The sequence below is a fragment of the Pseudomonas sp. RA_105y_Pfl2_P56 genome (assembly GCF_963970845.1).
Taxonomy (GTDB): domain Bacteria; phylum Pseudomonadota; class Gammaproteobacteria; order Pseudomonadales; family Pseudomonadaceae; genus Aquipseudomonas; species Aquipseudomonas baetica_A.
Genome location: NZ_CAXAPL010000035.1, coordinates 1 through 19,554, shown reverse-complemented (window position 1 = coordinate 19,554; position 19,554 = coordinate 1). Strand labels below are relative to the sequence as shown.

19 protein-coding genes are annotated in these 19,554 nt (G+C 60.6%); 7 read left to right on the top strand and 12 right to left on the bottom strand.

Going from position 1 to position 19,554, the window contains the following annotated elements:
- Positions 1–85 precede the first annotated feature (85 nt).
- Positions 86–1,096 carry an acyltransferase family protein gene (locus AACY11_RS21250; RefSeq protein ID WP_339495667.1) on the top strand — a complete coding sequence of 337 codons (1,011 nt, stop codon included), beginning with the start codon at positions 86–88 and terminating at the stop codon, positions 1,094–1,096.
- A gap of 21 nt (positions 1,097–1,117) precedes the next feature.
- Here the strand turns inward: AACY11_RS21250 and creC are convergent, their stop codons facing one another.
- The 3 genes from creC to rloA2 all read right to left on the bottom strand — a co-directional run bounded on the left by creC (position 1,118) and on the right by rloA2 (position 3,793).
- Positions 1,118–2,536 carry a two-component system sensor histidine kinase CreC gene (creC, locus tag AACY11_RS21245; protein ID WP_339495666.1) on the bottom strand — a complete coding sequence of 473 codons (1,419 nt, stop codon included), beginning with the start codon at positions 2,534–2,536 and terminating at the stop codon, positions 1,118–1,120.
- Positions 2,536–3,216, bottom strand: a complete 681-nt coding sequence (gene creB, locus AACY11_RS21240; protein WP_339430251.1) for a two-component system response regulator CreB — start codon at positions 3,214–3,216, stop codon at positions 2,536–2,538. The genes creC and creB overlap by 1 nt, the downstream gene beginning before the upstream one ends.
- A gap of 73 nt (positions 3,217–3,289) precedes the next feature.
- Positions 3,290–3,793: a retropepsin-like aspartic peptidase RloA2 gene (rloA2, locus tag AACY11_RS21235; RefSeq protein WP_221731146.1), complete on the bottom strand. Its 504-nt coding sequence runs from the start codon at positions 3,791–3,793 to the stop codon at positions 3,290–3,292.
- 282 nt (positions 3,794–4,075) lie between these two features.
- Between rloA2 and AACY11_RS21230 the strand changes: the two genes are divergently transcribed.
- Positions 4,076–4,963 (top strand): acyltransferase, encoded by an 888-nt coding sequence (locus AACY11_RS21230; RefSeq protein WP_339495665.1) that lies wholly within the window; start codon positions 4,076–4,078, stop codon positions 4,961–4,963.
- 1 nt (position 4,964) lies between these two features.
- Here the strand turns inward: AACY11_RS21230 and AACY11_RS21225 are convergent, their stop codons facing one another.
- Positions 4,965–5,522 (bottom strand): DUF2780 domain-containing protein, encoded by a 558-nt coding sequence (locus AACY11_RS21225; RefSeq protein WP_221731148.1) that lies wholly within the window; start codon positions 5,520–5,522, stop codon positions 4,965–4,967.
- 148 nt (positions 5,523–5,670) lie between these two features.
- Here AACY11_RS21225 and AACY11_RS21220 point away from each other — a divergent pair, with 148 nt between their 5' ends.
- From AACY11_RS21220 to AACY11_RS21210, 3 genes are all read left to right on the top strand, one after another.
- Positions 5,671–6,306: a sigma-70 family RNA polymerase sigma factor gene (locus AACY11_RS21220; protein ID WP_339495664.1), complete on the top strand. Its 636-nt coding sequence runs from the start codon at positions 5,671–5,673 to the stop codon at positions 6,304–6,306.
- Positions 6,303–6,977, top strand: a complete 675-nt coding sequence (locus tag AACY11_RS21215; protein WP_339495663.1) for an anti-sigma factor — start codon at positions 6,303–6,305, stop codon at positions 6,975–6,977. Before AACY11_RS21220 ends, AACY11_RS21215 begins: the two co-directional genes overlap by 4 nt.
- A gap of 123 nt (positions 6,978–7,100) precedes the next feature.
- Positions 7,101–7,439, top strand: a complete 339-nt coding sequence (locus AACY11_RS21210) for a hypothetical protein (RefSeq protein WP_339430255.1) — start codon at positions 7,101–7,103, stop codon at positions 7,437–7,439.
- Positions 7,440–7,491: 52 nt separating this feature from the next.
- Here AACY11_RS21210 and fdhA read toward each other — a convergent pair whose 3' ends face one another.
- The 8 genes from fdhA to AACY11_RS21170 all read right to left on the bottom strand — a co-directional run bounded on the left by fdhA (position 7,492) and on the right by AACY11_RS21170 (position 17,299).
- Positions 7,492–8,691 carry a formaldehyde dehydrogenase, glutathione-independent gene (gene fdhA, locus AACY11_RS21205; RefSeq protein ID WP_093429915.1) on the bottom strand — a complete coding sequence of 400 codons (1,200 nt, stop codon included), beginning with the start codon at positions 8,689–8,691 and terminating at the stop codon, positions 7,492–7,494.
- Positions 8,692–8,893: 202 nt separating this feature from the next.
- A complete protein-coding gene (gene purU / locus AACY11_RS21200; protein ID WP_339430256.1) occupies positions 8,894–9,751 on the bottom strand; it encodes a formyltetrahydrofolate deformylase in 858 nt (285 codons plus the stop codon).
- An 11-nt stretch (positions 9,752–9,762) separates the two neighbouring features.
- Positions 9,763–10,395 carry a sarcosine oxidase subunit gamma gene (locus AACY11_RS21195; protein ID WP_339430257.1) on the bottom strand — a complete coding sequence of 211 codons (633 nt, stop codon included), beginning with the start codon at positions 10,393–10,395 and terminating at the stop codon, positions 9,763–9,765.
- A gap of 123 nt (positions 10,396–10,518) precedes the next feature.
- Positions 10,519–13,536: a sarcosine oxidase subunit alpha gene (locus tag AACY11_RS21190; protein WP_339495662.1), complete on the bottom strand. Its 3,018-nt coding sequence runs from the start codon at positions 13,534–13,536 to the stop codon at positions 10,519–10,521.
- Entirely contained in the window at positions 13,533–13,862 is a 330-nt protein-coding gene (locus AACY11_RS21185) for a sarcosine oxidase subunit delta (protein ID WP_339430259.1), read from the bottom strand. Before AACY11_RS21185 ends, AACY11_RS21190 begins: the two co-directional genes overlap by 4 nt.
- Positions 13,863–13,876: 14 nt before the next feature.
- On the bottom strand, positions 13,877–15,127 hold the full coding sequence (locus AACY11_RS21180; protein ID WP_221731155.1) for a sarcosine oxidase subunit beta: 1,251 nt from the start codon (positions 15,125–15,127) through the stop codon (positions 13,877–13,879).
- Between the two features lie 20 nt (positions 15,128–15,147).
- Entirely contained in the window at positions 15,148–16,401 is a 1,254-nt protein-coding gene (locus tag AACY11_RS21175; protein WP_339430260.1) for a serine hydroxymethyltransferase, read from the bottom strand.
- 187 nt (positions 16,402–16,588) lie between these two features.
- Positions 16,589–17,299, bottom strand: a complete 711-nt coding sequence (locus AACY11_RS21170; protein WP_339430261.1) for a TraX family protein — start codon at positions 17,297–17,299, stop codon at positions 16,589–16,591.
- A gap of 128 nt (positions 17,300–17,427) precedes the next feature.
- Here AACY11_RS21170 and AACY11_RS21165 point away from each other — a divergent pair, with 128 nt between their 5' ends.
- Entirely contained in the window at positions 17,428–18,468 is a 1,041-nt protein-coding gene (locus tag AACY11_RS21165; RefSeq protein WP_339430262.1) for a threonine aldolase family protein, read from the top strand.
- Between the two features lie 123 nt (positions 18,469–18,591).
- A complete protein-coding gene (locus tag AACY11_RS21160; RefSeq protein ID WP_339430263.1) occupies positions 18,592–19,416 on the top strand; it encodes an SDR family oxidoreductase in 825 nt (274 codons plus the stop codon).
- Positions 19,417–19,554: the final 138 nt, after the last annotated feature.

Here is a 19,554-nt window from a genome sequence, read left to right as displayed (position 1 = left end):
GAGGTTGTGTGGGCTTTGTGTGGAAATACCTGTAAAACGCTTTTTCCTCATAACCTTGGCGATGTTCAAAGAAAGGACCGGCACCTTGCGCAACAACTCATTCGATTTGATCCGACACATAGCGGCACTCATGGTACTGGTCAGCCATCACTTTGCGCTGTGGGGCCTGCCAGAGCCAGGCATCGCAGGCTTCAACTCACTGGGCGGTATCGCCGTGACCGCGTTCTTTGCGATCTCCGGCCTGCTGATCACTCGCAGCTTCGTCAACGCCAACAACTTCACTGACTATCTGATCAAACGCATTGCCCGCATATTTCCGGCATTGATCCTCTGCGCCTTCGCGATGACTTATATCGCCGGCGCGCTGTTTGCCGAAGGCTATGTCACAAGCTCAAGCGCTACGATCGATTTCTTGCGCATCTCGGTTTTCGGTCGAGCCACTATCGAACAGATCACCAATGGATTTATCTTCGATGAATCCTTCAACGGCAGTCTCTGGACGCTGAAGATCGAATTCGGCTTTTACTTGCTGCTGGCGGCGGTTCTGGGTCTGTACCGAAAAGCCCTGTTGCCATGGATCCTGCTGACGGGGTTTGCCCTGGCAACCTATGTCCTGAGCAATGCCGTTGCCGGCGCCATGGCGCAAAAACTGGCGACCTACTGCGTTGCTGGTATCGCCTTCTTTGCCGGTTCCGTGATTGCCTTTCACAAACAGTACCTCAGCAATCCCCGTGTGCTGGCGATCGCTCTGACGGTGGGGATCGGATTGATCTACCTCAGCGTCGGCACCCCATTGGCCACAGTGCTGGCGACGCTGGGCTGTGCGCTGATCACCCTGAGCGTGGGCCTGCTCTACGTCGACAAAAGTATCCGGGGCCGATTCGATATTTCTTACGGAATCTATCTGTATGCGTTCCCGGTCCAGCAACTGGTCATCAACAAATCCAACCTGAGCTTCCTGCCGTCCATGCTTGTCTCGGCGCTGATCGTGATCGCGCTGGCGATCGCTTCATGGCGTCTGGTGGAGCAGCCAGCATTGAACTTCGCCCATCGGAAAAAGCTTCAGCGCACCGCACCGGCCTCGTCCCGACCCTGAGCTTGCGCCTGCCCCTCAGGTTCAGGGCAGGCTTAGAACTGCTTGCACACCGCCCGACACGTTGCTGATCGACAGTTGGCCGCCATGCAACTTGGCCACCTCTGCCACAAAGTTCAGCCCAAGCCCGGTGCTCTTGCGCCCACTGTCCGGGCGCGGCAACGAGTAAAACCGCTCGGTCAAACGCGGCAAGGCGTAGTCGGGAATCTGCGCCGTTTCATTGAACAAGCGAAACTCAACCTGCTCGCCCACCCGCTCGGCGCTGAAGCGCAACAACCCCTGCAGTGGCGTGAAATCCAGCGCGTTCTCCAGCAGATTGCCCAGCGCCTGACGCAACAGAAAGGGCTCACCCATCAGCAGCAGATCCGCCGCCACAGCCTGCTCAATGCGCAACTGTTTACCCTCGATGCGCGCCGCCTGCCCTTGCAGCAACTCATCCACAAGCACCGCCAGAGGCACCGCAGTGCGCTCTTCCAGCCCCTGACGCTGTTCAACTTGCGCCAGATTGAGCAACCGCTCGATCAACTGCTGCATCCGCGCACTTTCGCTGTCGATGTTGCTGACAAAACGCATTCGCTGAACCGCGGGCATTTCACCTTGCAGCAACTCCGCCGCACCACGAATCGCCGCCAGGGGGCTTTTCAGTTCATGGGTCAGCGTGTGCACGTAACGCTCGACGTAGGCCTTGCCTTCCAGTTGCGTGCGCATCTGCTCCACCGCTGTCGCAAGCTGCTCCAACTCACCACCGCGATAGTGCGGCACTTCCACCCGCCGCCCTTCACTGACGGCCTGGGCGTAACCGGTCAAACGATGCAGCGCACGGCTCAACCACCACGACAGCAAGGCGCCGAACAACAGACCGAGGCCGATGAGCCCGGCACCATAAAACAGCAGGCGCCGTTCGGTGCGATCAACATAAGGTTGCAATGAGCTGTTGGGCTTGGCGACGGTCACCACACCAATGATCTGACCCTTGTCGCGGATCGGCGCGCCGACGTGCATCACCGAGGACGCGGGGTCATCCGGATCGCTGCGGCTGGAGCGTGCGCCGTACTCGCCACGCAACGTCAGATAGACGTCGTTCCAGCGCGAATAATCCTGCCCCACCGCCACGCCACTGGAATCGAGCACGACGATGCCCTTGGCGTCGGTGACGTAAATGCGATGGTTGACCTGGTTTTTCGGCAGCCCCCAGATCGTCGCTCGCGGTTGGCGTTCGCCGTAGGCGCGCAGCAACTCGGGCCAGCGGTTCTCGCTGAGGGTGTCGGCCTTGAAATCGTCGCGCAGGATTTCCGCCAGCAGGTTAGCGGTGTCGACCAAGGTTTCTTCGGTGGACTGACGCACGCCGGGACGGATTTCCTCCATCACCGTGTTGAGCACGAAATAGCCGGTCAGGCCGACAAACAGCACATACACCAGGAATATCCGCAGGCCCAACGACATCAGCTATGCCCCGGGCTGTAGCTGTAACCGAGCCCGCGATGCGTCTGGATCGGTTCGGCCTCGGCCCGCACCAGACGCAACTTGGCGCGCACGCTTTTGATGTGGCTGTCGATGCTGCGCTCGTAACCGGCGTCGGCCGCGACGCCCAGTGCATCGAGCAATTGCTCGCGGCTGAACACCCGCTCCGGTTGTTCAAGCAGGCATTGCAACAGACGGAATTCGTGACGGGTCAGGCTCAGCGCCTGGCCGCGATAGCTGATCTGCACACGTTCCGGATCGATGCGAAACAGCCCTGACGTGGCGTCGATGATGGGGCGCGGCGCCATGCGTTTAAGGATAGCCCGGACTCGCGCCGCCACTTCCCGTGGGCTGAACGGCTTGACCACGTAGTCGTCGGCGCCGATCTCCAGGCCCACCACACGGTCGATTTCGGCATCGCGGGCGCTGAGGAACAGCACCGGCACTTCGCTGAAACGCCGCAACTGTTTGCAAGTCTCGAAACCGCTGATGTCCGGCAGACCGATATCGAGGATGAGCAGATCCGCCGGCGTCTGCCGTTGATGTGCCAGCGCCGCCGCGCCGAGGCTCACCCAAGTGGTGGTGAACCCCTCGCCCTGCAAGGCAAAAATCAGCGTGTCGGCAATCGCCGCTTCGTCTTCGACAATCAGAATATGAGGCATGGCGTCCGAGCCTGTGGGTTAGGTGCGCGAACGGTGCCCCAAGCCTGACGTTACGTCAATGAGACCACTTGGCTCAGCAGTCCGGTTTGTCAGCGGTGAAGCGCCGCGCCGGATTCACTGCCGCGCCGAATTCACGCAAGGCCTTGGCACCGATCAGCAGCGGATAGTTGAAATTGCTGCGGTCGGTCAGGTTGACCTCCACGGTGCGTTTGACGTCACCCAGGCACAGTTCCAGATCGACCACCGGGCGCTTGGCGACTTCAGTGGTGTCGCCCTCGTCCTCTTCATCCGAGCGGCTCTTGATCTTGCTGATCCGCGCGACTTTGTGTTCGTAGACCTTGTTGCTGGCGTCCTTGGTGGCGAGGCGGAAGCGCACCCAGTTTTCACCGTCGCGGGTGAAGGTCTCGATGTCTTTGGCCGACAGCGAGGCGGTCAGCGCGCCGGTGTCCATCTTGGCCTTGAGTACTTCACCGCCGATTTCCGGCAGCGCAATGTATTCGTAACGCCCGTACAGGGTCGGCTCGGCGGCCATGACCGGCAGGGCGACGAGGGCAAACAGTGCAAGGAGGGATTTCACGTAGAGGGCTTCCTTGAAAAATGAGGGCGGCAGACGCGAGATTTTAGACACTCATTGAAGCATTCGTTCGCCTTGACCGGCCTTCGCGAGCAAGCCCGCTCCCACAAGGGGAACGCATTTCAAAATGTGGGAGCGGGCTTGCTCGCGAAGAGGCCAGAACAGTCAATACGCATTTAACCCGCACAATACCGGTACAAAAGTGAAACATTCGTCAGCGCAAATTTGGTCTGCCGCCCGAAGCTGCTTATCATGGCGCGCCCATCCAACGTCATAGAGTTGCTTATGCGCCGCCTGCTCACCGGCTGTTTCGTCACCCTGCTGCTGTTGCTCAACACCCTGATCCTGATCGGGCCGTTGATGGTCTTTGCCCTGCTCAAACTGGTGGCGCCCGGCCGCTGGCGCGACTATGCGTCGTGGGCGGTGATGTGGATCGCCGAGACCTGGGCCGAGATCGACAAGCTGATTTTCCACCTGTGCATCCCCACTCAATGGGACATTCGCGGCGGCGACGATCTGCGCGGTGACACCTCTTATCTGGTGGTCAGCAACCATCAGTCGTGGGTGGATATTCCGGCGCTGATCCAGACGCTCAACCGGCGCACGCCGTTCTTCAAGTTTTTCCTCAAGAAAGAGCTGATCTGGGTGCCGTTCCTGGGGCTGGCGTGGTGGGCGCTGGATTACCCGTTCATGAAGCGCTACACCAAGGCGTTTCTGGCGAAACACCCGCAACTGGCGGGCAAGGATCTGGAAATCACCAGGCAGGCCTGCGAGCTGTTCAAGCGCCAACCGGTCACCGTGGTGAATTATCTGGAAGGCACCCGCTACACCGCCGCGAAAAGCGCGCAGCAGCAATCACCGTTCAAGCATTTGCTCAAGCCCAAGGCAGGCGGCGTGGCGTTTGTGCTGGCGGCGCTGGGTGAACAGCTGGATGCGATTCTCGACGTCACCGTGGTTTATCCACAGGCGAACATCCCGGGCTTCTGGGATTTGATCAGCGGCAACGTGCCGAAGGTGATCATCGACATCAAGACCCGAGAACTCGACCCGGCGCTGTGGCAGGGCGATTACGAAAACGATCCGGTGTTTCGCCAGACGGTCCAGAGCTGGGTCAACCAACTCTGGAACGAGAAGGATCAGCGCATTGGCGAACTGAAAAACGCGCGCCGCTGAATCAGCTACCGGTGCCCGCGCCCCAGATGCTGCCCAGGCTCTGCAGGAGCGGGCCACCGACACCTTGATCACCGAGGTATTTGAGGAGCACCGGGGCAAACTGGCCGATCATCCCGCTGTCCATGCCCAAGGCGCCGAAGGCGTTGTTCAGATCGCTGGTGTTCTTGACGTTGCCCAGTGCGTTTTCCAGTCCGGCTGACTTGCCCGACGAGCCCAGCAACCCGCTCAACGCCGCCAGGTTGCCGCTACCGCCCGACAGCTTGTCGATGCCTGGCACTTCTTTGGCCAACTGCGAATAATCGGTGCTGCTCAATTGGTTCTTGGCCAAGCCAAGCATGGCGCTCGTGCCGCCGACGGCTTGCTGAGGGGTAACCCCCAGACCGGTGACGGCTTGCAGCAAACCGGCCGTTTCCGAGGTCGGCGCAGCGGCGGTGGCAGCGTTGCCGCCCTGCATGCTCGAAGCAGCCTTGGTCACATCGTCCAGGCTGAACCCGGCAAACACCGGGCTGGCCGCAAGGGTCATCAGCGAAGCCATGGCAATACCGCGTGAAATCTTCATTCAGACATCCTCTTGCGCTGTGAAAACCGCCCGTCAATGAACGGTAAAACTGCCGGTTTGACCGGGCATCCGCCGGCATGTTCCAAGCCAGCGCATCCATTTTCAGCATAGCCACGTATACAGATCGTGAAACCCTGGAATGATCGCGATGAATGGCATAACCGCTGTCGCTGGACTAGCCTGTGAACAGCCCGATACTCACCTTCGTCGCCGAACCTTTGCCTGGAGAGTCGTCATTTCCCTCGCCGACACCGATCAGTTGCGACAGTTGTTGGCCCAGTGTTCACTGGGCGATCGTCGCGCCTTCGAAACCCTGTACCGCAGCGTCGGCCCGCGCCTGCACGGCGTGGCCCTGCGGTTCATGGGCCGCAGCGATCTGGCGGAAGAAGTGCTGCAGGAAAGCTTCGTGCGCATCTGGAACAACGCCTCGCGCTACGAAGCGCACCTGTCGGCGCCGATGACCTGGATGATCAACATCACTCGCAACCAAGCCATCGACCAGTTGCGCAAACACCGCGACCGGCCGCTGAGCGATGTCGAACAGGACGCGCTGGCGGACGAAAGTCCTTCAGCACACGACCAATTGAGCAGCGCCCGCGAAGCCCACGCCTTGAACCGCTGCCTGGACAGCCTCGACGGCATGCAACGTCAGTCGATCAGCGTCGCCTACTTTCAGGGATTGTCGTGCACGGAGCTGGCCGAACACCTGGCCACGCCGCTGGGCACGGTGAAATCGTGGATTCGCCGTGGCATGGAACGCTTGCGCCGGTGCCTTGAATCATGAACTACCAGACCCCAGCCCTGCGCCGCGCCCTCGCCGCCGATTACGCCATTGGTTTGATGGGCTCGGCAGCACGGCGACGTTTTGAACAGTTGCTGCTCGACGACGCGGCGCTGCGGGCTGAACTGGCGCAATGGCAGGAAAGCCTGGTTTCTTTGACCGAAGCGCTGCCGGAACATCCGGTGCCCGACCGCGTGTGGCATGGCATTACCGCGCGGATTGAGCCGCAAGTCCTGCATGTGCCGGAAAAACGTCCGTTCTGGAACTGGCTGCGCGTCACGGCGGCGCTGTGTTCGATCGTGGTTTTGGTATTCCTCGGCTCGCTGTACAACCGCGATGACGCCCGCTACAGCGCAACCCTGCTGAGCGCCGACGCGCAACCGGCGCTGAAGATTGAAGCGCATGCCGATTATTTGCAGGTCGAGCCGCTGACCCTGGCTGTCGTCGATCCCGCTCGCAGCCTGGAGTTGTGGGCGATTCCAGCCGATGGCAAGCCGATCTCGCTGGGGGTGATACCCACGGGGGGCAAAGGCAGAGTTGAGTTGAGTGATGCGCAGAAGGTGTTGATTGGTCAGCCGATTGCGCTGGCTGTGAGTCTTGAGCCTAAGGGTGGTTCGCCAACAGGAAAACCGACTGGGCCGGTGTTGTATCAAGGGGCGCTGGCGACGTTGTAATTGGATAGTAATTAAAAAGAAAAGAACAATCGCGAAAAAGCATAAAAAACTGTCAGTTCTAACAGTTGGCAGCTTTCATTATCAAAGAGAAAATTTCCGCTCCTACTATGTAATGGAGTACAAATGATGAAGCTGAAAATTGTCTCGGGTGTTCTGGTTAGTCTGGCCATGATGAGCACTGCCTATGCAGGAACTTGCTCGACTCTCTCGGTAACCCATTCTCAAGGTGCCGAGGATCTCACCTTCACCTCTGCACGCTTGAAAGACAAAGACAGCGCCAATTCCGTTGTCATTTGTCGCTACAACGGCAAAGACGACCTCGGCGCCTCGTCCGGTTACAGGAACGGTACTCCGGTTAAAGCCACTGGAACCGGTTGGAAAGATAAGGAAGGTAAACCTTCGGATGATTGCGTAGTCACCGATGGTGACGTCAGCAAATGCTCGTTTGAAGAAAAGAATTAATAACACGTAAAAAAGGGCAACCCCAGGGTCGCCCTTTTTATATGCGTGGAACTTACGCCGCACTAAACAACTTGTGCGGATCAATCACAAACTTCTTCGGCACGCCGGCATCGAACTCGCCGTAACCTTCCGGCGCCTGATCGAGGCTGATGACTTGCACGCCCACCACTTCGGCGATGTTGATGCGATCCCACATGATCGCCTGCATCAGTTGGCGGTTGTACTTCATCACAGGCGTTTGGCCGGTGTGGAAGCTGTGGGATTTGGCCCAGCCCAGACCGAAGCGAATGCTCAGGCTGCCCATTTTCGCGGCAGCGTCCACGGCGCCCGGATCTTCGGTGACGTACAGACCGGGAATGCCGATCTTGCCCGCTACGCGCACCACGCCCATCAGCGAGTTGAGCACGGTGGCCGGCGCCTCGGCTTTGACGCCGTCGTGGCCGTGGCCGCGTGCCTCGAAGCCGACGCAGTCCACTGCGCAATCGACTTCCGGTTCGCCCAGCAGCGCGGCGATCTGTTCGTGCAGCGGCGTGTCTTTGGACAGGTCGACGATTTCAAAACCCTGCGCCTTGGCGTGGGCCAGGCGGATGGTGTTGACGTCACCGACGATCACCACCGCAGCGCCCAGCAAACGTGCCGAAGCGGCAGCGGCCAGACCGACCGGGCCGGCGCCGGCAATGTAAACGGTGCTGCCCGGGCCAACGCCGGCAGTGACTGCGCCGTGATAACCGGTCGGCAGAATGTCGGAGAGGCAGGTCAGGTCACGGATTTTCTCCATGGCTTTGTCGCGATCCGGCAGTTTCAGCAGGTTGAAGTCGGCGTACGGCACCAGCACGTATTCGGCCTGGCCACCGGTCCAGTCGCCCATGTCGACATAGCCATAGGCGCCGCCGGCACGGGCCGGGTTGACGGTCAGGCAGACGCCCGTGTGTTGCTCTTTGCAGGAACGGCAGCGCCCGCAAGCCACGTTGAACGGAACGGAAACCAGATCACCGATTTTCAGGTTTTCGACGTCGGAGCCTTTTTCGATCACCTCACCGGTGATCTCGTGGCCCAGCACCAAACCGGTCTGCGCCGTGGTACGGCCGCGCACCATGTGCTGGTCGGAGCCGCAGATGTTGGTGGAAACCACTTTGAGAATGACCCCGTGCTCGATCTTGCGACCGCGCGGGTCCTGCATTTTCGGATAGTCGATTTTCTGTACTTCGACCTTGCCAGCGCCGAGATACACCACACCACGATTGCCAGACATGCTTTCACCTCGCTGTTGTTTTTATGGAACCGCGTTGCCCAGGCAGGCAGCGCGTTAAGTGCTCGGGTTATTGCTTGTGGGTGCTGCGTTGTCAGTAATGGCTCCTTCGCGAGCAAGCCGGCTCCCACTGGGTTCGGTGGTGAATTCAAATTTTGCGAACGACACCAATCCCTGTGGGAGCGGGCTTGCTCGCGAAAGCGATCTAGAGAACGACTGTTCTATTGGCGTTCAAAAACACCCTTCTTTCGATGTGATAGCCAACGGCCCGGGCCAAGGTCAGACCTTCGATATCCCGTCCCTTGGCAATCAGATCTTCCGGGTAATGGCTGTGATCCACCGCCTCGACGCCCTGGGCGATGATCGGCCCTTCATCCAGATCGTTGTTGATGTAATGCGCCGTCGCCCCCACCAGTTTCACGCCTTTGTTATAGGCCTGGTGATACGGCTTGGCGCCTTTGAAGCCCGGCAGCAGCGAGTGATGGATGTTGATTGCCTTGCCATCAAGCTTGCGGCACAGCTCCGGCGACAACACCTGCATGTAGCGGGCGAGGATCACCAGCTCAGCGCCGGACTCTTCGATCACCTGCCATACCTGACGCTCCTGCGACGGCTTGTCGTTGGGGTCGAGGGGGAAATGGTAGTAGGGAATCTGGTGCCAGTCGGCCAACGGCTTGAGGTCCGGGTGATTGGACACCACCGCCGCCACGTCCATCGACAATTGGCCGATGCGCTGGCGGTAGAGCAAGTCGTTGAGGCAGTGATCGGCCTTGGAGACCATGATCACCACTTTTGGCCGGTAGTTCGGCGCGGTCAGCTCGAAGACCATGCCGAAGGCCTGACCACGCTCGCCGAGGCTGGCGCGAAAGGTTTGTTCGTCGAAACCGTCAGGCTGGCGAAACTCCACGCGAATGAAGAAGCGGCCCGAGAGCCGGTCATCGAAGGAGTGGTGCTCGGTGACGTAGCAACCCTGCTCGAACAGAAAACGCGTCACCGCGTCCACAGTGCCGAGAACGCTGGGGCAGTCGGCGGTCAGAATCCATGTGTCTGGGGCGCGGCTCATGGTTGTGTCTCCTAGGCCTGGACGCTGAGGCCGTACTCGGCCGATGCATCCTGCAACCACAACCACCAGTAATCCGAGAAGCTGCGACGGATCAGCAGCTCCCAGGTGTCTTCAGCGGTATGGCGAATCATCAACTGCGATTTGGCGAACACCGTGCCGACCGCTTTACCGACCGGGAAGTTGTTCGGGTGCACGTCGTAGCTGGTGGATTTCATCAGCACCTGACGCACATTCGGCCCGCTCAGTTCGAGCACTTGCTGGCCGCCGCTGACGTTGACGATGGCGATGTGCAGATCGCCCAAGGCTTCGCGCAGCTTTTGCTCGGCGGCGAACTCTTCACCGCTGGGCACGATCAGCAGCCATTCATCCGGGCCCATCCATTGCAGGCTGGTTTCGCCTTTGACGATGACGCTCAGAGCGCCGGGCAGTTCGATGCCCAATGCTTTGTGCACACCGGCGGCGAAAGCGGCATCGTGGCCATCGCCACGAAGAGTCAGGTGGCCGAGGAGTTTTTTCTCACGCACGATCACGCCGGCGCTCTTGCGGCCCTTGCCGACCAGGCTGGCGAGGTCGGCATGGTGCAGCGACGACTCGGCACGGGCACCGGTGGTCGGGCGTTGTTGGTACACGTTGGCTGTGGTCATAAAGCACCTTTGCTGAATTCTGTGGTGAATCTACTGGCGCCTTCGCGAGTAAGCCCGCTCCCACATCTGGAATGCATTCCCCTGTGGGAGCGGGCTTGCTCGCGAAGGCCGCGACTCGGTCTATCAGATATTTTGACGGTCGCCCTTCGGATCGAAGAACACCGAAGACACAATCTCCGCTTCGATCACGCTGCCATCGGCCAGCGGCGCAAACACCCGCTCACCCATACGCTTGAGACCGCCCTTGACCACGCCCATGGCAAACGAATAACCGAGGGAGTTGTGCGCGTAACTGGAGGTCACGTGACCGACCATGGTCATCGGGATCGCTTGCTTGGTGTTGAACACCAACTGCGCACCTTCGGGCAGCCACACATTCGGGTCGATCGGTTTCAGGCCCACCAACTGTTTGCGCTGATCACGCACGCAGTCTTCACGGTTCATGCCGCGCTGACCGATCCACGAGAACGGTTTGGTGCGACCGACGCACCAGCCCATGTTCAGGTCATCCGGGGTCATCGAGCCGTCAGTGTCCTGACCGACGATGATGAAACCTTTCTCGGCGCGCAGAACGTGCATGGTTTCAGTGCCGTACGGGGTCAGGTTGTACGGCTTGCCGGCCTCGACGATTTTCTCCAGCACGCCCATCGCATAATCGGCCTGCACGTTGACTTCGTACGACAGCTCACCGGTGAACGAGATGCGGAACACCCGCGCCGGCACACCGCCAACCTGACCTTCCTTCCAGGTCATGAACGGGAACGCTTCGTTGCCCAGATCGATGTCGGTCACGGCGCTGAGCAGCTTGCGGCTGTTCGGCCCGGACAGGGTCATGGTCGCCCAGTGGTCGGTGACGGACGTGAAGTAGACCTTCATGTCTGGCCATTCGGTCTGGTGGTACAGCTCCAGCCATTGCAGCACGCGCGCCGCACCGCCGGTGGTGGTGGTCATGACGAAATGGTTGTCGGCCAGGCAAGCCGTCACCCCGTCGTCGAAGACCATGCCGTCTTCTTTGCACATCAGGCCATAACGGGCCTTGCCCACGTCGAGCTTGGTCCAGGCGTTGGTGTACACGCGGTTGAGAAACTCGCGGGCATCCGGGCCTTGAATGTCGATCTTGCCCAGGGTCGAGGCATCGAGCAGGCCGACGCTGTCGCGCACGGCTTTGCATTCGCGCTTTACGGCCGCGTGCAGGTCTTCACCGTTTTTCGGGAAGTACCACGGACGTTTCCACTGGCCCACATCTTCAAACTCGGCGCCATTTTTCAGGTGCCATTGATGCAGTGCGGTGTAGCGCACCGGTTCAAAGATGTGCCCACAGTGACGGCCGGCCACGGCGCCGAAAGTGACCGGCGTGTAGTTCGGGCGGAACATCGTGGTGCCCATCTGCGGGATGGTCACGTTCAGCGAACGGGCGGCAATGGCCAGACCGTTGACGTTGCCAAGCTTGCCCTGATCGGTGCCGAAGCCCAGCGCGGTGTAGCGCTTGACGTGCTCGACCGACTCGAAACCTTCGCGGGTCGCCAGTTCGATGGCGGCGGCGGTGACGTCGTTTTGCAGGTCGACGAATTGCTTCGGCGCACGGGCCGTGCCCTTCTCATGCGGCACCTGGAACAGCGCCAGCGTCGGCTCTTCGAGACGGCTCAGGGCTTTGGGCAGCGTGCCTTCGACCGCCGCGAAACCGGCTTCACTGGCAGCGCGCACGCCACCTTCAAAACCGTCGGCCAGCGAATCGCCGAGACCGTAAACGCCGTTGATGCCACCCACGCACACGCGTTTCTGCGGTGCTTCGCCCGGTATGAAACCGAGGATGTCTTCGCGCCAGGTCGGCTTGCCGCCCAGGTGCGAGGCCAAGTGAACCACCGGGCTGTAACCGCCGGAACTGGCGACCACATCGCAGTCGAGCCATTCGCCCGGGCTGGTCACGGCGTGCGCCTTGACATCAATCGCGGCGACGCGGGCAGCGGTCACGCGCTTGCTGCCACGGGCCTCGATCACGGCGCTGCCGGTGAGGATACGGATGCCTTTGGCGCGCGCTTCTTCCACCAGCGCACCGCGCGGATTGCTGCGGGCGTCGGCGATGGCCACCACTTGCAGACTGGCGTCGAGCCAGTCCAGCGCCACGCGATAGGCGTGATCGTTGTTGGTCGACAGCACCAGTTTCTTGCCCGGCGCCACGCCGTAACGGCGCACGTAAGTCGACACAGCACCGGCCAGCATGTTGCCCGGCACGTCGTTGTTGCCGTAAACCAGCGGACGCTCGCAAGCGCCGGTCGCCAGCACCACACGCTTGGCACGAACGCGATGGATGCGCTGACGCACTTGACCGATTGGCGCGCGGTCGCCGAGGTGATCGGTCAGGCGTTCGTGAATGGTCAGGAAGTTGTGGTCGTGGTAGCCGTTGACCGTGGCGCGCGGCAACAGCAGCACGTCCGGGGTGTCTTTCAATTCGGCGATGACGCTGGCAACCCAGTCCATCGCCGGTTTGCCGTCCAGGCTTTCGCGCGAATCGAGCAGGCTGCCGCCGAACTCTTCCTGCTCGTCAGCCAGAATCACCCGGGCACCGCTGCGCGCAGCCGCCAGTGCAGCGGCCAGACCCGCAGGGCCAGCGCCGACGATCAGCACGTCGCAGTGCTGGTTCATGTAGTCGTAGGTGTCCGGATCGACTTCGGTCGGCGAACGGCCCAAACCTGCAGCCTTACGGATGTACTTCTCGTACGTCATCCAGAACGATTGCGGGTACATGAAGGTTTTGTAGTAGAAACCCGGTGGCATCAGCTTGCCGCCGACCTTGCCGAGAATGCCCATCATGTCGTTGTTGACGTTGGGCCAACCGTTGGTGCTGGTCGCGACCAGGCCTTGGTACAACGCCTGTTGCGTGGCGCGCACGTTGGGGATCTGCGTGGCTTCGGTCGCACCGATCTGCAGCACGGCGTTCGGTTCTTCGGCACCGGCAGCGAAAATGCCCCGTGGACGCGAATACTTGAAGCTGCGACCGATGATGTCGACACCGTTGGCGATCAGCGCGGCGGCCAGCGAGTCACCCTCGAAGCCTTTGTAGGTCTGACCGTTGAAGGTGAAGCTCAGCACTTTGTTGCGGTCGATCCGTCCACCGTTGGACAGGCGATTGGTCTGGCTCATACCTTCTCTCCCAGCGCCGTCGTGGCTGTTTTTGCAGGGTCAGCCTTGTCGGTGAATTGCGGCTTTTCGCCGATCTTGTAGGTTTCGAGAATCTCGTAGGTCACGGTGTCGCGAGTGGCGTTGAAGTACTGGCGGCAACCGGCGACGTGATCCCACAGCTCGTGGTGCAGACCGCGCGGGTTGTCGCGGAAGAACATGTAGTCGCCCCACTCCTCGTCGGTGCAGGCGGCAGGGTCCAGCGGGCGCGGGATGTGCGCCTGACCGGATGCATGAAATTCCTCTTCGGAGCGCAGTTCGCCGCAGTGAGGACAGAAGATATGCAACATGGGGATTTCTCCTGTTAGTGGGCGACGGCAGCAGCGCCGTGTTCGTCGATGAGGGCGCCGTTGTGGAAACGGTCGATGGAAAACGGTGCGGCCAACGGGTGCATTTCACCCTTGGCCAGGCTGGCGGCAAACACGTTGCCCGAGCCAGGTGTGGCCTTGAAGCCACCGGTGCCCCAACCGCAGTTGAAGAACATGTTCGGTACCGGGGTTTTCGAAATGATCGGGCAGGCGTCCGGCGTGGTGTCGACGATGCCGCCCCACTGACGGTTCATGCGCACCCGCGACAGCACCGGGAACATCTCGACGATGGCCTGGATGGTGTGCTCGATCACCGGGTACGAACCGCGCTGGCCGTAGCCGTTGTAGCCGTCGATACCGGCGCCGATCACCAGATCGCCCTTGTCGGACTGGCTGATGTAACCGTGCACGGCGTTGGACATGATCACGCTGTCGATAATCGGTTTGATCGGCTCGGACACCAGCGCTTGCAGCGGGTGGGATTCGATCGGCAGACGGAAACCGGCCAGTTTCGCCATGTGTCCGGAATTACCGGCCGTCACCACGCCGACACGCTTGGCGCCGATGAAGCCTTTGTTGGTTTCGACGCCGATGCACACGCCGTTTTCCTTGCGAAAGCCGATCACTTCGGTCTGCTGGATCAAGTCCACACCGAGGGCGTCGGCGGCACGGGCAAAGCCCCAGGCCACGGCATCGTGACGGGCGACGCCGCCGCGACGCTGGACGGTCGCGCCCAGCACCGGGTAGCGCGTGTTTTTCGTGCAGTCGAGGTACGGAATCTCGTCAGCCACTTGCTTGGCGTTGAGCAGTTCGCCATCGACGCCGTTGAGGCGGTTGGCGCTGACCCGACGCTCGGAATCGCGGATGTCCTGCAGGGTGTGGCACAGGTTGTAGACGCCACGCTGGGAGAACATCACGTTGTAGTTCAGGTCTTGCGACAGACCTTCCCACAATTTCATCGCGTGTTCATACAGGTGCGCCGACTCGTCCCACAGGTAGTTGGAGCGCACGATGGTGGTGTTGCGCGCGGTGTTACCGCCGCCCAGCCAGCCTTTCTCGACCACGGCCACGTTGGTGATGCCGTGTTCTTTGGCCAGATAGTAGGCCGTCGCCAGACCATGCCCGCCGCCGCCGACGATGACCACGTCGTAAACCTTTTTCGGCGTGGGCGTGCGCCACATGCGCTGCCAGTTTTCGTGGTGGCTGAGGGAGTGTTTGAAGAGGCCGAAGCCCGAATAGCGTTGCATAGTCATTTACTCCAGAACGCTCAGCGATAAACCGGGAAGTCTGCGCACAGGGCCGCAACCTGCTGGGCGACATTGGCCTCGACATCGGCATCGCCGAGGTTGTCGAGGATGTCGCAGATCCAGCCGGCCAGCGTTTCGCACTGAGTCACCTTGAAGCCGCGCGTGGTCACTGCCGGGGTGCCGATGCGCAGGCCCGAGGTGACGAACGGCGACTGCGGGTCGTTCGGCACGGCGTTCTTGTTGACGGTGATGTGGGCACGGCCGAGGGCGGCGTCAGCATCTTTGCCGGTCAGGCCCTGACGGATCAGGCTGACCAGGAACAGATGATTGTCGGTACCACCGGACACTACATCGTAGCCACGTTTGATAAATACGCTCGCCATCGCCTGAGCGTTGTCGATCACTTGCTGCTGATAAGCCTTGAAGCCTGGCTCCAGCGCTTCCTTGAAGCACACGGCTTTACCGGCGATGACGTGCATCAGCGGGCCACCCTGGGCACCCGGGAAGACAGCAGCGTTGAGCTTCTTCTCGATCTCTTCGTTGGACTTGGCCAGGATCAACCCGCCACGCGGACCGCGCAGGGTCTTGTGGGTGGTGGTGGTGACCACGTCAGCGTAAGGCAGCGGATTCGGGTACAGGCCGGCAGCGACCAGACCCGCAACGTGGGCCATGTCGACGAACAACAGCGCCCCGACCTTGTCGGCGATCTGACGGAAACGCGGGAAATCCAGGGTCTTGGAGTAAGCCGAGAAACCGGCCACGATCATCTTCGGCTGGCACTCAACGGCCAGACGCTCGACTTCGTCGTAATCGATCAAACCGGTCTTGGTGTCGATGCCGTACTGCACAGCGTTGTACAGCTTGCCCGAGGACGACACTTTGGCGCCGTGGGTCAGGTGACCGCCGTGGGCCAGGCTCATGCCCAGGATGGTGTCACCTGGTTTGATCAACGCCAGATACACGGCGCTGTTGGCCGAGGAGCCGGAGTGCGGCTGGACGTTGGCGTAATCGGCACCGAACAATTGCTTGGCGCGTTCGATGGCCAGCGCTTCGACTTTATCCACATGCTCACAACCACCGTAATAGCGCTTGCCCGGATAACCTTCGGCGTACTTGTTGGTCAGGCCGCTGCCCTGCGCTTGCATGACGCGTTTGCTGGTGTAGTTCTCGGACGCGATCAGCTCGATGTGATCTTCCTGACGTTGCTCCTCGGCATTCATCGCCGCCAGCAGTGCATCGTCGTAACCCTGGATCTGGTCTTGCTTGCTGAACATCGCGTCTCTCCCAGCGGCGGCGGTGCGCCATTCGTCTCGGTCAGGCACCGGCGTGCCCTTTGATGCGATGGTATGACCGGCGCAGACAGCTCAAATGCCTACGGACGCCACGCAAAGGTGCGTTTACGACATGGCGGGAAATGTCGTTGAAAACACTATCCTCAAACCTGCACAGCCCCCACAGGGGTTATGTGTAGGCCGCACGAATGGCGAGCAACAGAAGAAAATGCGCAGGATAGAGGGCGTAAGCCCAGCGGCGCATGGGTGGCGGATGAAGCGACCGGGTCTGTCGCAACAGGAACAGGCCAAGCAGTGGCGCAATCAGACAAGTGATAAGGCCGAAGATCGCTACTTCATTGCCCAATTGCGCCGACTCGAAAAGCACCCGCCACTGATTCGCCGCCAGACACACCAGCCCCGGCAACAGGCTGAAATACCACTCACGGCGGATCACCAGCAGTGTCGCCAATGGCAGCAACACCCCAAAAATGCCAAACATCAGTCGCTCGCAAAACACCGCGGCCAGTAGCACAGCCGCGACACCGACCAGTCGCCAAACCCGTGTTCCATCCTGCCAGCCCCGCGCCACCAGCAGCCCTAATGCCAACGTAGGCATAACGTTCAACGTGTCGGGGTCAGGCATGTACAAGCGATACGGAATTTCACTGACGGCACTGAACAACACCAACCACCCCAGATAACGCCACTCGATCTTGCGCATGCCATCACGGGAAAGATTCGCCGCCATCGCCAGACAGAACCACGCAAACGCCAGCCGCCCCGGCACGTAAAGCCAATCGACGCTGATCCCGACATATCGCAGATGATCGAGCAGCATGCTTGCAAGCGCTAACCACTTGAGCAGATCCAGCGCGCCGTCACGTTGACTCAGGTGCATAATCGGCCCGTGTCCTTGTAAAGTTCTGACAGCGACATCCCGTGTGCTCCCCGGATGATCTTCGGTAAAGTGCGCAACCCTCATTGACCAACGAAGCGTCAAAAGCGCTTCGATCACGGAAGCCGGCCATGACCGACAAGAGCCAACAATTCGCCAGCGACAACTATTCCGGCATCTGCCCTGAAGCCTGGGCTGCCATGGAACAGGCCAACCACGGCCACCAACGCGCTTACGGCGACGATGAATGGACAGCGCGAGCCGCCGACCATTTCCGCAATCTGTTCGAAACCGACTGCGAAGTGTTCTTCGCCTTCAACGGTACCGCCGCCAACTCGCTGGCGCTGTCGTCGCTGTGCCAGAGTTACCACAGCGTGATCTGCTCGGAAACCGCCCACGTCGAAACCGACGAATGCGGCGCCCCGGAATTCTTCTCCAACGGCTCGAAACTGCTGATCGCCCGTACCGAAAACGGCAAGATCACGCCGGAATCGATCCGCGAAGTTGCGCTCAAGCGCCAGGACATTCACTACCCCAAACCGCGCGTGGTCACACTGACCCAAGCCACCGAAGTCGGCAGCGTCTACACCCCGCAAGAAGTCCGCGCCATCAGCGCGACTTGCAAAGAACTGGGCCTGCACCTGCACATGGACGGCGCACGCTTCTCCAACGCCTGCGCCTTCCTCGGCTGCTCGCCGGCGGATCTGACCTGGAAGGCCGGTGTGGATGTGCTGTGCTTCGGCGGCACGAAAAACGGCATGGCCGTGGGTGAGGCGATTCTGTTCTTCAACCACAAACTCGCTGAAGACTTCGACTACCGCTGCAAACAGGCCGGACAACTGGCCTCGAAAATGCGCTTTTTGTCGGCGCCGTGGGTCGGCATCCTCGAAAACGACGCCTGGCTCAAATACGCCCGCCACGCCAACCACTGCGCGCAGTTGCTGGCCGAACTGGTCAGCGATATTCCCGGCGTGGAGTTGATGTTCCCGGTGCAGGCCAACGGCGTGTTCCTGCAACTGTCGGAACCGGCAATTGCGGCGTTGACCGCAAAAAACTGGCGTTTCTACACCTTCATCGGCAAGGGCGGGGCACGCTTCATGTGCTCGTGGGACACCGAAGAAGAGCGCGTGCGTGAGCTGGCCCGCGACATCCGCGAAGTCATGTCCCACTAACGCCTCTCCCCGCACTGCTCGTTCCCACGCAAAGCATGGAACGAGCAACGCTCTCGCGCTTGCTGCTTGGTCTACATTGTCTGTCGAGCCTCCGCTCACACAACAATAAGCAGGAGCATCGGCATGTCGCTACAAGGCAAAACCCTGTTCATCACCGGCGCCAGCCGTGGCATTGGCCGTGAGATTGCGCTGCGGGCAGCCAGGGACGGGGCCAACATCGTCATCGCCGCCAAGAGCGCCGAACCCCACGCCAAGTTGCCCGGCACCATTCATAGCGTCGCCGCGCAAGTCGAGGCTGCTGGCGGCAAGGCATTGGCACTGCAAGTCGATGTCCGCGACGAAACCGCAGTGCGACAGGCGCTGGCTCAGGCGAATGAGCATTTCGGTGGGATCGATGCACTGGTGAACAACGCCGGGGCGATCAAGTTGACCGGCGTGCGACACATCGAGCTCAAGCGGTTCGACCTGATGCACCAGATCAACACCCGCGCGGTGCTGTTGTGCAGCCAGGCCGCCCTGCCCTATCTGAAAAAATCCGCCGGACACATTCTCAATCTGTCACCGCCGCTGAATCTGGCGAGCAAGTGGTTCGCCCAATACAGCCCCTACACCGTGACCAAATACGGCATGAGCATGCTGACGCTGGGCATGAGTGAGGAATTCGCCAATGACGGCATCAGCGTCAATTCGCTGTGGCCGCAGACCATGATCGCCACGGCGGCCATCGAATTTCAGCTGGGCAGTCGCGAGTCGTTCAAGCATGCGCGCACGCCGGCGATCATGGCGGATGCAGCGCATGTGATTTTGAGTAGCCGCGGACGCCAGATCAGCGGGCGGTTGTTGATTGATGAAGAGATTTTGCGCGAGCACGGCGCGACTGAATTCGACCACTACCGTTTCGAGCCGGACAGCGACGCCGCTTTGATGCCCGACCTGTTCGTGGATTGAAACACCCTCCGCTGTGGGAGATTCTATGGTTCATGCCTAGCCCCTAAACCGCTTTAGGTGAGTATTCGCTCTGGTTTTTCAACAGAGCAAATACCACCCGGGCAAGCTTGCGGGCTAGTGCGACCAGTGCTTGGGTAG

Excerpts from the sequence above, each read along its gene's own strand:
- creC (WP_339495666.1), bottom strand. The coding sequence starts at position 2,536 with ATGTCGTTGGGCCTGCGGATATTCCTGGTGTATGTGCTGTTTGTCGGC.
- AACY11_RS21165 (WP_339430262.1), top strand. The coding sequence starts at position 17,428 with ATGACCGACAAGAGCCAACAATTCGCCAGCGACAACTATTCCGGCATC.
- AACY11_RS21160 (WP_339430263.1), top strand. The coding sequence starts at position 18,592 with ATGTCGCTACAAGGCAAAACCCTGTTCATCACCGGCGCCAGCCGTGGC.
- AACY11_RS21185 (WP_339430259.1), bottom strand. The coding sequence starts at position 13,862 with ATGTTGCATATCTTCTGTCCTCACTGCGGCGAACTGCGCTCCGAAGAG.
- AACY11_RS21170 (WP_339430261.1), bottom strand. The coding sequence starts at position 17,299 with ATGCACCTGAGTCAACGTGACGGCGCGCTGGATCTGCTCAAGTGGTTA.
- AACY11_RS21215 (WP_339495663.1), top strand. The coding sequence starts at position 6,303 with ATGAACTACCAGACCCCAGCCCTGCGCCGCGCCCTCGCCGCCGATTAC.
- AACY11_RS21180 (WP_221731155.1), bottom strand. The coding sequence starts at position 15,127 with ATGCAACGCTATTCGGGCTTCGGCCTCTTCAAACACTCCCTCAGCCAC.
- AACY11_RS21220 (WP_339495664.1), top strand. The coding sequence starts at position 5,671 with ATGAATGGCATAACCGCTGTCGCTGGACTAGCCTGTGAACAGCCCGAT.
- AACY11_RS21230 (WP_339495665.1), top strand. The coding sequence starts at position 4,076 with ATGCGCCGCCTGCTCACCGGCTGTTTCGTCACCCTGCTGCTGTTGCTC.
- creB (WP_339430251.1), bottom strand. The coding sequence starts at position 3,216 with ATGCCTCATATTCTGATTGTCGAAGACGAAGCGGCGATTGCCGACACG.
- fdhA (WP_093429915.1), bottom strand. The coding sequence starts at position 8,691 with ATGTCTGGCAATCGTGGTGTGGTGTATCTCGGCGCTGGCAAGGTCGAA.
- AACY11_RS21225 (WP_221731148.1), bottom strand. The coding sequence starts at position 5,522 with ATGAAGATTTCACGCGGTATTGCCATGGCTTCGCTGATGACCCTTGCG.
- AACY11_RS21175 (WP_339430260.1), bottom strand. The coding sequence starts at position 16,401 with ATGTTCAGCAAGCAAGACCAGATCCAGGGTTACGACGATGCACTGCTG.
- AACY11_RS21190 (WP_339495662.1), bottom strand. The coding sequence starts at position 13,536 with ATGAGCCAGACCAATCGCCTGTCCAACGGTGGACGGATCGACCGCAAC.
- AACY11_RS21195 (WP_339430257.1), bottom strand. The coding sequence starts at position 10,395 with ATGACCACAGCCAACGTGTACCAACAACGCCCGACCACCGGTGCCCGT.
- purU (WP_339430256.1), bottom strand. The coding sequence starts at position 9,751 with ATGAGCCGCGCCCCAGACACATGGATTCTGACCGCCGACTGCCCCAGC.
- AACY11_RS21210 (WP_339430255.1), top strand. The coding sequence starts at position 7,101 with ATGATGAAGCTGAAAATTGTCTCGGGTGTTCTGGTTAGTCTGGCCATG.